Origin of the sequence: Streptosporangium roseum DSM 43021 (assembly GCF_000024865.1) — a bacterium.
GTDB classification, from domain to species: domain Bacteria; phylum Actinomycetota; class Actinomycetes; order Streptosporangiales; family Streptosporangiaceae; genus Streptosporangium; species Streptosporangium roseum.
On record NC_013595.1, the window covers coordinates 1,567,892 to 1,583,562 of the forward strand.

Below are 15,671 nucleotides of genomic sequence, written 5' to 3' on the forward strand. Positions count from 1 at the left end.
CGATGGAGTTCAACCACGCAGATCTGTTCGAGGGGCTCGCGGACGCGATCGGGGACCGCGCCGCCGTCGTCTGCGGCGGCGACCGGCTGACCTACGCCGAGCTGGACGCGGAGGCCAACCGGCTCGCGCACCACCTGACGGGCGCGGGCGTGCGGGCCGGGCAGCACGTCGGGATCCACCTCTACAACGGTGTCGAGTACGTCGTGGGACTGCTGGCCACCCTCAAGATCCGGGCCGTGCCGGTCAACGTGAACTACCGCTACGTCGAGACGGAGCTGCTCTACCTCTACCGGGACTCCGACATCGTGGCACTGCTGTTCGACGTGGAGTTCGACGAGCGGGTGGCGGCCGTGGCCCCGCAGGCTCCCGAGCTCAGGCACCTGATCGCCGTGGGCGGCCCGTCCCGGGTCGAGGGGGCGGTGCCGTACCGGGAGGCGCTGGCCGGCGGGCCGGATACGCGGGGGTTCCCCGAGCGGTCGGGCGGCGACGTCTACATCATCTACACCGGCGGCACCACCGGGATGCCCAAGGGAGTGATGTGGCGGGCCGAGGACCTGTTCTTCGCCTTCGGCGGCGGCAACCCCTACGGGGACCCGCGCGCCACGCCGGAGGAGGTGATCGAGGCGGCCACGGCCTCCGGGCCGCTGACCATGATGGCGGCGGCGCCGCTGATGCACGGCGCGGCCCAGATGGCCACCTTCATCGCCTGGTGGATGGGCGGCACCATGGTCTACGTCCGCAAGTTCGACGCCGCCGAGGTGCTCCGCGCGATCGAGCGGGAGAAGGTCCTCACGGTCAACCTCACCGGCGACGCGATGGCCCGCCCGCTGGCCGACGAGATCGCCGCGGGCTCCTACGACCTGTCGTCGCTGGTCGTGATCAGCTCCACCGGCGCCATCCTGACCGGTTCCGTCCGCGACCGCCTCCAGGAGCTGCTCCCCGGCCGGATGATCATAGACAGCTTCGGCTCCAGCGAGTCCGGCTACACCGCCTCGGCGGTCCCCGGCTCCTCGCCCGAGTCGGGTCAGCGGTTCCAGTCCAACCCCGCCTCCGCCCTGGTCGTGCTGAACGAGGCCCTGGAGCCGGTCAAGCCCGGTGGGGGCGAGCTGGGCACGGTCGCCAAGAGCGGCCGGATCGCCTTCGGCTACTACAAGGACGAGGCCAAGACCGGACGGACCTTCGTGACCGACCGGGCGGGCGTGCGCTGGCTGCTCACCGGCGACATGGCCAAGGTCGAGGAGGACGGCACCATCACGATCTTCGGCCGGGGCTCGGTCTGCATCAACACCGGCGGGGAGAAGGTCTTCCCCGAGGAGGTGGAGGCGGTGCTCAAAGGGCATCCGGCGGTCTTCGACGCCGTCGTCACCGGCATCCCCGACGAGCGCTGGGGCAGCCGGGTCGCCGCCGTGGTGGAGCTCCGTCCCGACGCGGGGCCGTCGGCGGAGGAGCTCGACGCGTACTGCCGGGAGAGGCTCTCCGGCTACAAGGTGCCCCGGGTCTTCGCCTTCGTCGACGAGATGGTCCGTTCTCCGGCGGGCAAGGCCGACTACCGCTGGGCGAGGGAGACCGCCCAGGCCGCCCAGGGCTGACCCCGCCCCCGAGCGGGCCGGCCCCTGGCAGCAGGGCTCGGACAGTGCTCGCCGACGCCCACCTCGCCCCGAGAGGGTTGGCCTCTGCTGGGGAAAGCGCTTACCGTTAGGGGTGGCCCCGCGTGTCCCGGCGTGGCCGCCTCCGGTGACGAAAGGCTTTTCCGTTGCTCCATTCATATGACCCCCGGACCGGCGAGTCCGTCGGCGACCCCGTCGCCCCCACATCGGACGGGGAGGTGGACGCCGTCGTCCTGGCCGCGCACGCCGCCGGCCCGGCATGGCGTTCCGCCGAGCGGGCCGCCGTGCTCGACGCGGTCGCCGCGGCGCTGGAGCGGAACGCCGAGGACCTGTGGCGGACGGCCGACGCCGAGACGGCGCTCGGCGAGGTACGGCTGCGCGGCGAGGTCGGCAGGGCCGCCGGGCAGTTCCGGCTCTTCGCCCGGGTGCTGCGGGACGGCAGCCACGTCGACGCGGTGATCGACCATGCGACCGCCGAGCCGCCGGCCCCCGACCTGCGCCGGATGAACCACCCGCTGCCCGGTGTCGTCGGCGTCTTCGCGGCGAGCAACTTCCCGTTCGCCTTCTCGGTGGCGGGCGGCGACACCGCCTCCGCCCTGGCCGCGGGGTGCCCGGTGGTGGTGAAGGCCCACGACGGGCACCCCCGCACGTCGGAGCTGTCCCAGAAGGTCATTCGGAGCGCCCTGCCCGACCCCGCGCTCCTCGGCCTGGTCCGGGGGATCGACGCGGGCAGGCGGCTGGCCGGGCATCCGGCCGTGGCGGCCGTCGGGTTCACCGGGTCGATCCCCGGCGGCAAGGCCATCCAGGCCCTGATCGGCGAGCGTCCCGACCCCATCCCGTTCTACGGCGAGCTGGGCAGCGTCAACCCCGTGGTCGTGCTGCCCTCGGCCCGTCGCGAGGGACTCGCCCAGGGATTCGCCGCCTCGCTGACCCTCGGCACCGGCCAGTTCTGCACCAACCCCGGGCTGCTGTTCGTGCCCGACGACGCCGGGCTGCTGGCCTCCCTCGCCGAGGCGGTCGCCGCGACCACGGGCGGCGCGATGCTGACCGAGCGGATCCGGGACGGATTCCTGCACGGGGTGGCCCGGCTCGGCAAGCTCACCCCGCTGGCCGAGGGGCAGGCCGGCGAGGGCGCGTTCGGGGTGACGCCCCAGGTGTTCACCACCGACCTCGCGACGTTCGCCGACGATCTTCCCGCCCTCGCCGAGGAGTGCTTCGGCCCGGCCGCGGTCGTGGTGACCTACGCCGACCCGGCGGAGCTGCCCGCCGTACTGGACCGCCTGGAGGGCTCGCTCACCGCGACGGTCCACGCCACGGACCCGCAGGAGGCGCGGGAGGTCGCCGACGTGCTGCTCAGGAAGGCGGGGCGGCTGATCTGGAACGGCTGGCCGACCGGGGTCGCCGTCCGCTGGGCGATGCACCACGGCGGCCCCTGGCCCGCCAGTACGGCAGCCGCCCACACCTCGGTCGGCGCCGCCGCGATCCGCCGCTGGCTGGTCCCCACCGCCTACCAGGACTGGCCCGCCGAGCTGCTCCCGCCCGAACTGCGCGAGGACAACCCGCTGGGCATCCCGCGCCGCGTCGACGGCGTCCTGGACCGGTAGTCCCGCGACGGCGGCGTCCCGGACCGAGAGCCACGCGGTGACGTGTCCTGGCTTGAGCCCTCTTGACCCGGGCGGGGATCCGCGCTTCCGATGAGGAACAGAGCGCCGGAGGGTCAGAGGGAGAGGTCGGCGTCGATCTGGGCGGCGGACACCTCCTCGCCCGCGCGCCCGCGGTACTGCCAGGCGCGGGCGAACGGCAGCGCGTAGATCGCGGTGTACGCCAGCGGCGCCGGGTAGGCGGTCAGGCTGTTCGTCTCACCGTTCCTGTCCTTGATCACGTAGCGCTGGATGGCGAGCTTCTGCCGCCCGTCCGGGTACGGCACGCCTCGTTTGTCGGTGCGGTACCCCCAGAAGCCGAACGCGTTGACCAGGTTCGTCATCGAGAGCTGTTTGGTCTGCTGCCTGAAGCTGGCCGCGTAGTCCCGCCTGGTCAGCCTGGCCCCCATCGCCGCCCCGGCGTCGGCCCTGACGATCTGGTCGTAGTAGCGAGAGCCGAAGGTGAACTCCAGGTTCCTGTGACCCCACGGGGTGCCGCGCAGCCAGGTGAACGCCCGGTTCCTGCCGTGCGCCAGCGCCGCCAGCGCCCGCCGCATCAGCGCGGACAGCCGCCGCATGAACGACACCGCCTGGTCGAGCACCGCGCGGACCCGGCCCGCCGACGCGGCCGAGGCCACGCTGATCCCCTCGGCCGCGGCCACGACCGACTGCCCGGCCGTCGCGGGGGCCAGCATGGAGGCACTGAACCACGTCCTGATCGCCCAGACGATCAGGTCGCCGATGATGCCCCTGACGATCCCCTCGACCGCGCCGATGATCGCGGTCGCCAGTTGCAGCATCGCGGCGACCCGGTTGGCCATGTCGCCGGTCTCGGCGATGCCCCGGCCGAAGACCGCCAGCCGCTCCCGCGCCACCTCGCTCGCCTCGCCCTGCCAGTCGCCGTCCCTGTAGGCCGACGCCAGCGCCTGCTCCAGGTCCTCCGCCAGGCCGCGCACGCTGGTCGCCATGCTGTCGTAGTTGTAGGCGGCCTGCCCGGTCGCGATCGGGTCGCCGGTCACCCAGTCGGCCGCCCACTTCACCCAGTAGAGGGCGTTGATCAGGAACCGGCAGCCGGTGGACACCAGATAGCCGAGCGGGTCGGATCTCATCAGCGTCGGGGCGCTGCGGACGCTGAAGTAGGTGGCGATCACGTCCTGGGTGAACACCGCCAGGTCCGAGCCGATGTTGAACTTGTCGTCGCTGGCGATGTCGCCGTACAGGCGCAGGCCGTCCATGACGGTGGTGCCGAACAGGCCGAACGGGTAGGGCGCGAAGGTGATCAGGCCGTTGAGTATCCGGTGGTCGCGATAGAAGCGCGAGGCCGGGTTCAGCTCCCTGATGGGCTCCGGCTTGATCTCCTTGCGCGCGGCCGCCGCGGCCAGCATCTCCAGGAGCGTCTCGTCAACCGGATTGGCGGCGGCGTAGGTGACGCCGGTCTTCGCCAGACGCTCGCCCGCGCCCTCGAACCCCGCGCGCATGGCGCGCAGATGGCCGGAGAACTCCTCCATCAGCGAGGTGCACGAACCGCGTAGATGGATCTCGCCGAGCAGCCCCCACGGATGGAAACCGGAGAGCTGCCGGGTGGCCTCGCCGGCGAGTTTCCCGACCTCGTCCACCCGGCCGATCAGGGCGTCCACTCCGTTCGACGCCCGCGTCAGGTTGGTCGGTGTGACCGCGAACCCCTGGCTCGCGGTCACCGCGTGTAACCCTCGGACGCCTCGCCGGTCAGCACGGCGGTGATCTCTCTCGCCCGGCCCGCCACCTGGTCGACGGCGGTGTTGGCGGCCTCCTTGATCGCCTCGGCGAGCTCCGCCGACGGCAGCCGCATCACGCGGGGGTCGAGCTTGAGGTCGCGGATCCGGCAGTCGGCCCCGACCCGTACGGTCACCAGCCCCCTGGCCGCCTCGGCCTGACCCTCGACCTTGGCCAGGTCGAGCCGTACGGACCGCAGCTCCTCGTTGACCCTGGTCAGCTGGACCTCGATGTCGAGATCGTCGTTCCACCGGGATTGTTCCACGTGCTCTCCTCTCAGAGCCCGATGGCCGCTTCCGGGCGCATCAGGTGGCGGGCGGCTTCGGTTGCCGGGGGTCGCCAAGTCGCGTCTGACCGTCCGCCCTACTCAGCAAGGTAAGGCTAGCCTAAGTATGTGATCTTCCGGAAATGCCCAGGCCCAGCCGGGAGGCAGGGGGGCGGCCAATAGTCGATCATGTCCGTGAGTTCGGAAGTGATCTTGGTGTCTCCGGCGCCGAGGAGTGCTTCGGCGCCGGAGACGCCGCTGGAACGCTAAAGGGCGGCGAGGGCCTCGCGGGCCTCGGCGGCCACCGCGCGGCGGGCGCCGTCCTCGCCCAGCGTGAGGACGTGCCGCAGTGCCAGGCCGTAGGCCCGGCCGAACGCCTCCTCGGCCGTCGCCTCGATGTCCGGCGCCACGCCGACGCCCTCCCAGTTGTCGCCCCTGACCGGGTTGACGGCGCGGCCCGAGGGGACGGCCGACTTCAGGTGCGGGCCGACGTAGTAGCGGCCTCCGGGATTGGCGCCGCCTCTGGTGCGCTCGCCGACGATCGTGGCGCGGTCGCGGGTCTGCAGGTCGTAGGCGAGTTCCTCGGCTCCGGAGAACGTCAGCGAACTGGTCAGGACGTAGATCGGCTTGCTGGGGCCGAAGCGCGGGCCGGGGACGTAGGGCAGGGTCCAGGCCTGGTTGGTGTGGCCGGTCTCGCGCCAGTAGATGGAGTTGAGGTGGGTGGGCTCGTCGAAACCGAAGAAGTAGCTGCAGATCAGCGCCACCATGCCGGGCGAGCCGCCCCGGTTGCGGCGCACGTCGAACACGAGCGCGTCGGTGTCGGCGACCAGCGTCATCGCCGCCACCGCCCGGTCACCGGCCATTTCGGGCCAGCAGAACATCGTCGTGTCGATGTATCCGATGTTCCCGGGCAGGCGTTCCACGCGGGCGAAGCCGTAACCGGACAGCGAGATCTCCGCCGCGTAGAGGGCGGCGTCCAACGGGTCGTCGACCGGCACCTCGTCGACGCTGTGGATCAGCCGCAGATGCTTGTCGCCGTTGACCGACTGGAGATCCTCGGTCACCGCCGCGGCGAACGCCTTGTCTCCCGAGATCCCGCTGTAGGCGCCCGCGGCCAGCCGCTTCCGCAGGATCTCCGCGACCTCCACCCCGACCTCGGGGAAAACGTAGTGCTCGGTCAGTTGCGCGCAGAGCGTCTCGACCTGTGGTGTCCAGTCCATGGCCATGGACTCTAGTGGTCCGGTGATATTTCCTGATTTTCCCGGCTGAGGTGGCACGGGCGGGCCGGTCCCTTGCCTCCGGCCCCGCTCCGGCCGGGGTGCACCCGTCCCGCGTGGCCGGTCGACGGAGGCGCCCGCCTCTCCCCGGCCGGCAGCCCCGGCGCTCCCGTCGGCGCTCCCGCTTAGGCCCACGGCCACCGGGTAACAGCAGCACATGCTTGATCTTCTGCCCGAGGAGACGCTCCGGGAGGTCGTCGACCTGCTCGTCCGCCTCGTGGAGGCGGCCGGCGCGACCGTCATCTTCGTCGGCGCGGTCGCGGCCTTCGTGCGCTTCCTCCTGGTCGCCGCGCGCCGGAGCGGGGCCGACGGGTTCATCGCCGTACGGCTGTTCCTGGGGCGGTTCCTCGCGCTGGGGCTGGAGTTCCAGCTTGCGAGTGACGTGCTGCGCACGGCCATCTCGCCGAGCTTCACGCAGATCGGGCAACTCGCGGCGATCGCCGCCATCAGGACCGCCCTGAACTTCTTCCTGAGCAGGGAGATCGAGCGGGAGGGGCGTACGGCGGCCGAGGCCGCTCCGCGTCCCGTGCCCGGTGCCGGCGGTGGATGAGGTCATCCGGGCGGCCGCCGCCCTGGCCGTCGTCATGGGACTGGTCGCGGCGCTCGCCGCCCTGCTGCGCGGCGGCGGCCCCGGGGGCGCGATGGCGGTGTTGCTGGACTTCCTCGTCGCGGCGGGGCTCCTCCGCCTCTCCCTCGCGCAGACGTGGACGGCGATCGCCGTGGCGACGCTCACCATAGTGATCCGCAAGGTCGTCGTCGCCGGATTCTCCCTCCGGACGCGGCCGGCGGCACCCCTCCCCGCCGGCTCCGACTAGGACAAACGCGTAAGACGATCGTCTCGGGCTCGGCTAGGCTCGCGGACATGGGAAATCGTGAGGACCTCCTGGCCGGAGCCAAGCGCTGCCTGTACGAGAAGGGATACACCCGCACGACCGCGCGCGACATCGCCGCCGCCTCCGGCGTCAGCCTGGCGGCCATCGGCTACCACTTCAAGTCCAAGGAGGCGCTGATGAACACGGCGCTCTTCCAGGCGATGCAGGAGTGGGGCGACGAGATCGAAAGGGCTCTGACCGCCGGCACCGACCCCGGGGCGACGCCCGCCGAGCGCTTCGAGGCCACCTGGGACCAGGTGATCGCGTCCTTCGCCGCCCATCGGCCGGTCTGGGCCACCCAGTTCGAGCTCATCGCCCAGATCGACCGCCTGCCGGAGATCCGCGAGCAGCTCGCCGCCTCGATGGACGCCGCCCGTCTCGGACTCGCCGAGATGTTCCAGAGCATCGGCGTCCCGCTGGGGGAGGCGCCCCCGGGGGAGACGGCCTCGGGGGAGGCCGGAGCGGGGGCGACGGGCGACGAGAGGGCACGGGTCGTCGGCTCGCTCTACCAGGCGATGCTGAGTGGCGTGCTGGCGCAGTGGCTGGTCGACCCCGGCCAGGCCCCCTCGGGCCGCGACCTGGCCGACGCGCTGCGGATCGTCGGCGGGACCATGAACGCCGACCGGGCCCGCCGCCCCTGACCCCGCCGGGCCCGCCGGGCCTGCGAGGCCTGACCCCGCCGGGCCTGCGAGGCCTGACCCCATCGGGCCCGCGAGGCCTGGCCGCCCCCGGGCCGGCCGCCCATCGGCCGGTCCGTTCTCCAGAGCGTGCGGTCAGGCCTGCGGGCCCGACTCCAGAGCGTGCGGTCAGGCCTGCGGGCCCGACTCCAGAGTGTGCGGTCAGGCCCCAAGGCGTGCGGCCCGTTTTCCGGGCGTGCGGTCAGGTCTGCGGGCCCGGCTCCAGAGTGTGCGGTCCGGGTACGGCTAGCGCGCGTGACCGGCTCCCGCGTGCCGCGACACCGACAGGCGCACCGACTCCGCGGGATCGACCCCGGTGTGCAGGGTGGGGGTCCACCCGGCGTCCGCGCCGAGGTCGGGGTCATTGACCGCGTTGTGGGCGGCGACGAGGTCGATCGGGGTGACCTTGCCGCCGACCCGCAGCACGTTTCCCCGGGTGGTCAGGGACGTGCCGCCCCAGTTGTAGATCAGGGTCGCCGGATCCACCGCCCGGCCGAGGCGGAAGAAGTTGTTCTCGGCGAAGATCTGCGACTGCACGCCCACGCCGAGCGCGTAGACGAAGGCCGAGGCGTCCGGCACCTCGTAGTAGTTGTTGTAGACGTGCACCTGGCCGAAGCGGACGCGGGGGAGCCGCTGCAGCGCGTTGTCGAAGTGGTTGTGGTGGACGGTGACCTTGAGCTTGCCCGAGTCGGCCGCCGGGTTGTTGGTCGAGCCGATCAGCATCGTCTTGTCGTGGCCGGCGAACCGGTTCCACGAGGCCGTGACGTGGTTGGAGCCGCCGGTGATGTCGAGCTGCCCGTCGTGGACCTGGTACGGCCTGCCGAAGTACAGGGGCTGGCCCGAGTCGGGGTTGTCGCCGTCGGTGAAGGTGTTGTGGTCGGCCCACACGTGCGTGGAGCCGGTCACCGAGATGTTGTCGTAGAGGGAGTTCCAGTTGCCCTCGGCGCCGTCGGTCGGGTCCCACTGCGGGAAGCAGTCGGCGGTGTCCTCGAAGGTGAGGTTCCGGATGATGACGTTGTCGGCCTTGTCCACGTGCAGGTTGACGCCGCGGATGGTCGCGTCCTTGCCCAGGCCGACGATGGTGGTGTCCGAGCCGACCTTGAGCTTGATGTTCGCGGTCTGCCGCGCGGCCGACGCGGCTCTCGCGTCCTCCAGCGGGCCGGCGGGCTCGGTGTCCCTGCCCCACACCGCGGGGTCGTAGGCGGCCAGGTAGGCGTCCAGGGTGTAGCCGCCGGTCGTGTAGTCGGCGCAGGTGCGGTCGGTGCCGACGGTCCCCCGGATATAGATGATCTTCGGCGAGGGAGCGGCGAGCGCGGCGGCCAGCCCGGTCCGGGTGGACACGGTGTGCACGTTGGCGGCCGGAGCGGCCGCGCCGCCGGTGGTGCCGGGGCCTTCGGCCGCCCAGCCGTCGTTCGCGGGGAGGGTCCGGCGGCCGAGGTCGGGACCGGGGTACGAGGCGGGCGGCGCGAGGCGGGGGGCCGGCGTGGCCGAGGCGGGTGGGGCGGCGAGGACCGCCAGGGACAGGACGGCGGTGAGCGCGACGGCTCGTTTCATGGGGATTCCTCCGCGGGTCAGGTGGGGAGGGGAGGCTCCGTACGGCCCCCGAGAGCCTTCCGGACGGCATGGGCGGGCGCCCCGTGGTCAGGAGACGGGGCGCCAACGCCGGGGGTGCGGCTCAGCCGCCGTTGCGCTGCTTGTAGGAGGCCTGCGCCTCGGTCAGCTTGGCCGCGAACGCGTCCAGGAAGTCCTTGGCGGGCAGCGTGCCCTGCAGGACCTTCTGGAACTCCGGCTCCATGTCGGTCTTGGTGATCGCGTTGAACTCCGGCAGGTAGTACGGCATCTGCACGACCTTGGTCGCCGGGTCGTTGAGCACCTTGACCGCCTCGGCGATGTGCGGCAGCCCCTGGATCCAGGCCTCGCCGTTCACCTCGGTGTTGGCCGGGAGCACGCCGGTCTTCTCCGCCCAGTGGCTGTTCATCGCCTTGGACGCGGCGAACTCGGCGAACTTGTAGGCGGCGTCCTTCTTCTCGCCGCTCGCGAACAGCCCGATCCCCGAGACCGGGTTGGACAGGATCGCCTGGACGCCGCCGTCGGACTTCGGCACGGCCATGGCCGCCACCTTGTCCTTGCCCAGCGTCTTGACGTGGTCGTTGAACGAGCCCAGGTTGTGCTGCATGATCGCGATGTTGCCGCCGTCGAACTGGGCGACCATCTTCACGTAGTCGTTGCTGACGTCCGCCTCGGGGGTGACCTTCTTGTAGAGCCCGGCCAGTTTCTCCAGGGCCGCGACGTTCTTCGGGTCGTTGACCGTCGCCTTGCCGTCGGCGTCGAAGATCTCGGTGATGCCGGACTGGCCGTACACCACCTCCAGCATCTGCGCGATCGAGCCCGCGCCGCCGCGGATGGTGAAGCCGTAGCGGTTCTTGGCGGTGTCGGTCAGCTTCTCGGTCGCGGTGAAGAAGTCGCCCCAGTTCCGGGGCGGCTCCAGCCCGGCCTCCCCGAACCAGTCCGTCCGGTACCAGAACACGCCCATGTTGGTGGACATCGGCACCATGTAGGTCTTGCCGTCGGGCACGGTGGCCTTGACGGACGTGACGACCTGGTCGTTCAGCCTGCCGTTCAGCGCCCCGCCGGAGATCCGGCCGTCCAGCGGCTCCAGCGCCTTCTGCGCCACCAGGCTGGACAGCATCGCGGTGGAGACACCGCCCACGTCGGGCAGGCCGCCGCCGGCGATGGCGGTGTCGTACTTCTGCTGCGCCTGGGCGATCGGGATGCCGACGTACTTGACGGTGATCGTCGGGTTCGCCTTCTGGAACTCGGCGATGATGTGCTGCCACACCGGGGTGCGGGCGGGGCCGCCGTTGTCGTCCCAGAAGGTGATCGTGGTCTTGCCGCCGGGGGAACCCGCGTCGTCCGACCCGCACGCGGCGAGTCCGGTGCCGAGCATGAGCGCCGTGGCCAGGACCGCCAGGTGCTTAGAGCGTGCTGTCATTGCTCCTACCTCTCTGTGTCATGTCCCCCGACATCGCTGTGACCGTGAAACCGCCGAACTCCGCGTGCCCCGCCTCGCCGCCGGCGAAGAGGGCGAGCACCGCGCCCACCCAGGGGCCCGCCGTCGTCTGGAAGGGGGCCCCGGCCTCTCCCCGGTCGGTGTGGAACCGGCAGACCGCGCCGGGCCCGACCACGACGCTCAGCCGCGCCGTCGCCTCGGGCACCGGGACCGGCGGCATGAGATCCTCTCCGTCCGCCCGGCAGACCAGCCGCGGCCCGCCGGGCGCGTGTTCGAGACCCACCCACGCGTAGGTGTCTCCCAGTACGGCGAGCCCGGCGCGGCCGCCGGTGAGCGTCAGCGTCGTGCTCGCCGTGAACGACTCCGCAGGTAGACGCTGGGTCAGCACGTCCGCGCGCAGCCGTGGATCCTCCGGGCCGGGACGGCACTCCAGCCGGAGCCTCCCGTCCTTGAGCGCCCACCGGATGACGTCGGGGTCGGACCAGTCGGCGTTCAGCACCGGGTCGCGGTAGGTCCCGTCCCCGTTGTCGGCGGTCCACGGCCTGTGCGTCACGGCGAGACCTCCGAGGCGAGCGCCGCGGCGGCGGAACGGCTCAGCGGTCCGTCCGCGACGACGGTGACGACCCTGCGGGTGAGGGTGTCCTCGACGAGCAGCGGCGTGTCCCAGGCGAGCGCGGGGCCCGCGCCCGGGTAGTCCACGACCCGGACGAACCAGGGGTCCGCCCGCTGGACGAAGACCAGGGTCCACTCGGCCGACGACATGGCGAGCCAGGGGGCCCGCGATCCGTGGACGGCGTCCTCGCCTTCGGCGTCCTCGGTGAAGACCCGGCGGTCCCGGGCGGAGCCGGGGGCCCGCCAGAAGAACCCGCCGTAGCCCGCCCCGGCACGTCCCTTGGTGGCCGAGCTCCGCACCGGCAGCGGATCGCCGGTGAGGTTCGTCAGCGTGAAGGAGAAGTCGAGCGCCCAGCACCCGTCCATCCCCGTGGCGCGGACCTCGCGCGTCTCACGGGCGAGCTCGGTGCCGTCCGGCCCCACCCAGGCCAGCGACTCCCCGAACCCGGCGGGATCCCGCCGGGAGAAACCGAGGTGCCGCTGCGTCCCGTGGTCTCCCAGCCAGGCCGGTCCCCGGTCGCGGACGTAGGTGCGCCCGCCCCAGAAGTTGGCCCCGCCCACGTCGGAGACCGCCACGCTCACCCCCAGGTGGTGCACGTGGTCGGCGGGGGCGACCTCCGTCACGGCCGTCCCGCCCAGTGTCCGCACCGGATGCAGGTACGGTCGCGGCGACGACGTCACCGGCACCTCGGCCCGCACGACGTACTCGGCCACCCGCACCCCCGAGACGTCGAGCGCCACAGTCCCGGCCCCGGAGAGGTCCGGCGGTCCCGCCGGGGCCTCCCGCTCCGCCGTCACGGTCACCGCGGTGCGCCGTTCCGCCGGGGTGGGGTTCCCGGCCGTCCCGGCCGCGAGGGCCCAGGGCAGTCCGAGCTCCGAGTAGAGCGCCAGGCGCTCCGCGCTCTCCGCCGTGACCCGGGCGATCCCGGGCAGGACCCGGCGTTCCTCGCCGACCTCCTGGAACCGCTCGGGGATCGGCAGGGGGTCGGGCGCCAGCCGTACGGCCTCCAGGACCCGCATGAACCCGGCGGTCCGCTCCAGCGGGACCAGCAGGTCCGCCCCGTCGCGGACGTGCGCGACCAGGTTCTCCAGCAGGTCGGTCCGGGGATGCGTCACGGAGGTCCCGCCGATCTCGACGCGGTCCTCGGTGTAGGTCAGCCTGATCCGGCCGGTCTCGCCGTGCACGATCAGGTACGGCTCGTGCCGCCGGTCCGCGCACAGGGAGACCGCCACCGTCACCGCGGTCCCGTCGTCCATGCGCAGCCGCACGCAGGAGGTGTCGTCCGCCTCGATCGCGTTGGCCCGGTAGAGCTCGACCTCGATCCCGTCGATCCCGGCCCCGGAGACGGCGAGCGCGGTCGCCACCGCGTGCGCCAGCGGGTTGGTGAGCGCGCCGTCCACCACGGGCACGCCGTCCAGCCGGCGCCTCCCGGCCCACGGCACCCGCGAGTAGTAGGGGTAGGAGCGCTCCCATGCGCCCGCCGCGCCGATCCCGGTGACCCGCCCGACCACCCCGTCCGCGATCATCTTCCGGACCGCCGGGACCGCCTCCGAGCCGAGGCTCTGGAACCCCACCTGGCAGGCCAGCCCGGTCTCCCCGGCGACCGCGGCGATCCGCTCGTAGCCGGCGAACGTGGCGGCGGGCGGTTTCTCCAGCAGCAGGTGCGATCCGGCGCGCAGCGCCCTGACCGCCAGGTCGGCGTGGGTCTGGATCGGCGTGCAGAGGATCGTCACCTCGGCGCCGGTCCGTCCGATCAGCTCGGCCAGGTCACCGGAGAACTCCACGCCCTCCGGGAGCCCCTCGACCGGCCGCAGGTCGCACACTCCGGCGAACTCGACCGTGCCCGCCGAGTGGAGCCGGCGCAGGTTCGACAGGTGCCACCAGCCGTGCCCGTGCGCCCCGGCCAGCACCACCCGGACCGGCGCCGTGCCGCCTCCCCTCGCGGTTCCGGCGCCGCTCCCCGCCGGGATCCGCCCCGTCACGTCACCCTCCAGCGCAGTCCCAGGCCGCGGTGGCCGCCGGCCCGCAGCTCGCCCTTCTCGACCAAAACGGGGTACGGCTCCGCGATCAGGCCGAGGGCGGCGAAGGAGGCGTCCTCGACCTCCTCGGCCATGCACGGCAGCGGCAGGGCCAGCGCGAGCTGGCCGGAGATCTCCGGCAGCAGGTGCGGGTAGACCGGCACGTCGAACGTCCTGGCCAGCTCGGCGATCCTGAGCAGCGGGGTGATCCCGCCGACCCGCACCACGTTCGGCTGCAGGACGTCGCAGGCCCCGGCGACCAGCAGGTCCCGGAACTCGTAGACGGAGTAAGCGCTTTCCCCGACGGCGATCGGAACGTCGACGCCGGCGCGGAGCCGGGCCTGCCCGGTCACGTCGTCGGCGGGCAACGGTTCCTCGACCCAGTGCAGGTCGTACTCCGCCAGCGCCGCGATCGCCCGCCGGGCCCTCGGCAGGTCCCAGCGCTGGTTGGCGTCGACCATGAGCAGGGTGTCGGGCCCGATCACCTCGCGCACCGCGGCGACCCGCGCCACGTCCTCCCTCAGCGAGTCGCGGCCCACCTTGACCTTCACCGCCGGATACCCCGCCGCGCGCCACCGCCCGGCCTGCGCGACCAGCTCCTCCGGCGAGTAGTGCAGGTTCACGCCGCTGCCGTACACCGGGACGCTGTCGCGCCGCCGCCCGAGGGTCTCGACCAGACCGGCGTCGCCGCAGCGCAGGTCCCACAGCGCCAGGTCCACCCCGGCCAGCGCGATCGTGGTCAGCCCGCCGCCGCCCGCCTCCCGCAGGTGCCGCCAGAGCCGGTCCCAGACGACCTCCGGGTGCGGTTCGAGGCCGATGACGGCCTCGCGGATCTCGTTGTCCAGCAGCGCCTGTACGGCTCGGGCCCCGATCTGCGGGGTCCACGAGAACCCGGTCCCGGTCCGTCCGTCCGCCAGCGTCAGCTCGACGGTGATCACGTGGTTGGCGGGCACGCCGGCTCCCCACGGCCGGGGCAGCGGCACGGTCCGCAGCGTCGTCCTCAGTTCTGTGATCATCGGTCGCCCGCCGCTTCTCGTCCGCGGCTCCCGGACCGCTCGGCGATCATTGGGCACCCACCAGGGCCAGACCCGACTTGATCAGTCGCACGAGCTCGTCCAGATGCTCGGCGGAGGGCTCGACCAGCGGCGGGCGGACCCCGCCCACGTCCAGCCCGCGATGCCGCACCCCGGCCTTGACCAGGGACACCGCGTAGCCGGGCACCTTGTCGCGCAGCCGTACCAGCGGGGCGTAGAACTCCTTGATCAGCCGTTCGTCGCCGTTCAGGTAGGCGGTGGCGATCTCCGGGGCGAAGCAGAACACCGCGCTGGAGTAGAGCTCCACGCCGATGCCGCGGTAGGCGGGCATGGTCAGCTCGGCCGTCGGCAGCCCGTTGAAGAACAGGAAGTCCGGCCGCTCCTCCCGTACGGCCAGCACGGTCCGCTGCATCCGGTCGATGTCGCCGACGCCGTCCTTGATCCCCACCACGCCGGGGAGCCGGGCCAGCTCGACGGCCTGCTCGGGGTCCAGCACGACCGGGCCGCGCTGGTAGACGATCGTCGGCAGCACCTCGGAGACCGCCGCGACGTAGGCCGCGTAGCCCTCGCGCGGACCGCTCGCCAGATAGGGCGGCATGAGCAGCAGGCCGTCGGCGCCGGCGTCCCCGGCCGCGCGGGCCTGGGCGAGCGCGGCGCCGATCGGGCCGCCGGCTCCCGCCAGGACCGGTACCCGGCCGCCCACCGTCTCGGTCGCTATCCGCACCGCCCGTGCGTGCTCGGCCTCCGACAGCGCGGAGAACTCGCCGGTGCCGCAGGCCACGAAGACGCCCCCCGGCCGGTGCTCCAGCCCGCGCCGCAGGTGCTCCGCCAGCACGTCCCCGGCCAGGGCGCCGCCGGCGTCGAACGGGGTGACCGGGAAGAACAGCACTCCGCTGAGATCCATCT

The 15,671-nt window shown here is 72.6% G+C and carries 14 protein-coding genes; 5 read left to right on the plus strand and 9 right to left on the minus strand.

What is annotated here, in order from left to right:
• Positions 1 to 2: 2 nt before the first annotated feature.
• Both SROS_RS07135 and SROS_RS07140 read left to right on the plus strand, forming a co-directional pair.
• The gene (locus SROS_RS07135) at positions 3 to 1,589 is read left to right on the plus strand and encodes an acyl-CoA synthetase (protein WP_012888223.1); all 1,587 of its coding nucleotides are present in this window, start codon (positions 3 to 5) and stop codon (positions 1,587 to 1,589) included.
• Between the two features lie 164 nt (positions 1,590 to 1,753).
• Positions 1,754 to 3,211 (plus strand): aldehyde dehydrogenase (NADP(+)), encoded by a 1,458-nt coding sequence (locus SROS_RS07140; RefSeq protein WP_012888224.1) that lies wholly within the window; start codon positions 1,754 to 1,756, stop codon positions 3,209 to 3,211.
• A gap of 113 nt (positions 3,212 to 3,324) precedes the next feature.
• Here SROS_RS07140 and SROS_RS07145 read toward each other — a convergent pair whose 3' ends face one another.
• The 3 genes from SROS_RS07145 to SROS_RS07155 all read right to left on the minus strand — a co-directional run bounded on the left by SROS_RS07145 (position 3,325) and on the right by SROS_RS07155 (position 6,484).
• The gene (locus SROS_RS07145; protein ID WP_012888225.1) at positions 3,325 to 4,944 is read right to left on the minus strand and encodes a hypothetical protein; all 1,620 of its coding nucleotides are present in this window, start codon (positions 4,942 to 4,944) and stop codon (positions 3,325 to 3,327) included.
• Positions 4,941 to 5,264, minus strand: a complete 324-nt coding sequence (locus SROS_RS07150) for a YbaB/EbfC family nucleoid-associated protein (RefSeq protein ID WP_012888226.1) — start codon at positions 5,262 to 5,264, stop codon at positions 4,941 to 4,943. Before SROS_RS07150 ends, SROS_RS07145 begins: the two co-directional genes overlap by 4 nt.
• A 266-nt stretch (positions 5,265 to 5,530) precedes the next feature.
• Complete coding sequence (locus SROS_RS07155) at positions 5,531 to 6,484, minus strand: S41 family peptidase (RefSeq protein WP_012888227.1); 954 nt, start codon at positions 6,482 to 6,484, stop codon at positions 5,531 to 5,533.
• Positions 6,485 to 6,698: 214 nt separating this feature from the next.
• On the opposite strand from SROS_RS07155, the gene SROS_RS07160 reads away from it, so the two are divergent.
• From SROS_RS07160 to SROS_RS07170, 3 genes are read left to right on the plus strand one after another with little or no spacing between them, the layout of a single operon-like run.
• The gene (locus SROS_RS07160) at positions 6,699 to 7,091 is read left to right on the plus strand and encodes a DUF1622 domain-containing protein (RefSeq protein WP_012888228.1); all 393 of its coding nucleotides are present in this window, start codon (positions 6,699 to 6,701) and stop codon (positions 7,089 to 7,091) included.
• Positions 7,084 to 7,356 (plus strand): hypothetical protein, encoded by a 273-nt coding sequence (locus SROS_RS07165; protein ID WP_012888229.1) that lies wholly within the window; start codon positions 7,084 to 7,086, stop codon positions 7,354 to 7,356. The genes SROS_RS07160 and SROS_RS07165 overlap by 8 nt, the downstream gene beginning before the upstream one ends.
• Positions 7,357 to 7,403: 47 nt before the next feature.
• Entirely contained in the window at positions 7,404 to 8,054 is a 651-nt protein-coding gene (locus tag SROS_RS07170) for a TetR/AcrR family transcriptional regulator (protein ID WP_012888230.1), read from the plus strand.
• 282 nt (positions 8,055 to 8,336) lie between these two features.
• Here the strand turns inward: SROS_RS07170 and SROS_RS07175 are convergent, their stop codons facing one another.
• The 6 genes from SROS_RS07175 to SROS_RS07200 form a co-directional block, all read right to left on the minus strand.
• Complete coding sequence (locus SROS_RS07175) at positions 8,337 to 9,644, minus strand: pectate lyase family protein (protein WP_012888231.1); 1,308 nt, start codon at positions 9,642 to 9,644, stop codon at positions 8,337 to 8,339.
• A 121-nt stretch (positions 9,645 to 9,765) separates the two neighbouring features.
• Positions 9,766 to 11,082, minus strand: coding sequence for an ABC transporter substrate-binding protein (locus tag SROS_RS07180; protein ID WP_012888232.1), 1,317 nt, complete (start codon positions 11,080 to 11,082; stop codon positions 9,766 to 9,768).
• The gene (locus tag SROS_RS07185) at positions 11,066 to 11,653 is read right to left on the minus strand and encodes a beta-xylosidase family glycoside hydrolase (RefSeq protein ID WP_012888233.1); all 588 of its coding nucleotides are present in this window, start codon (positions 11,651 to 11,653) and stop codon (positions 11,066 to 11,068) included. Before SROS_RS07185 ends, SROS_RS07180 begins: the two co-directional genes overlap by 17 nt.
• On the minus strand, positions 11,650 to 13,695 hold the full coding sequence (locus SROS_RS54175) for a DUF6807 family protein (protein ID WP_012888234.1): 2,046 nt from the start codon (positions 13,693 to 13,695) through the stop codon (positions 11,650 to 11,652). The genes SROS_RS07185 and SROS_RS54175 overlap by 4 nt, the downstream gene beginning before the upstream one ends.
• Entirely contained in the window at positions 13,692 to 14,747 is a 1,056-nt protein-coding gene (locus tag SROS_RS07195; RefSeq protein ID WP_012888235.1) for a mandelate racemase/muconate lactonizing enzyme family protein, read from the minus strand. The genes SROS_RS54175 and SROS_RS07195 overlap by 4 nt, the downstream gene beginning before the upstream one ends.
• Before the next feature lie 46 nt (positions 14,748 to 14,793).
• A complete protein-coding gene (locus tag SROS_RS07200) occupies positions 14,794 to 15,669 on the minus strand; it encodes a 5-dehydro-4-deoxyglucarate dehydratase (protein WP_012888236.1) in 876 nt (291 codons plus the stop codon).
• Positions 15,670 to 15,671: the final 2 nt, after the last annotated feature.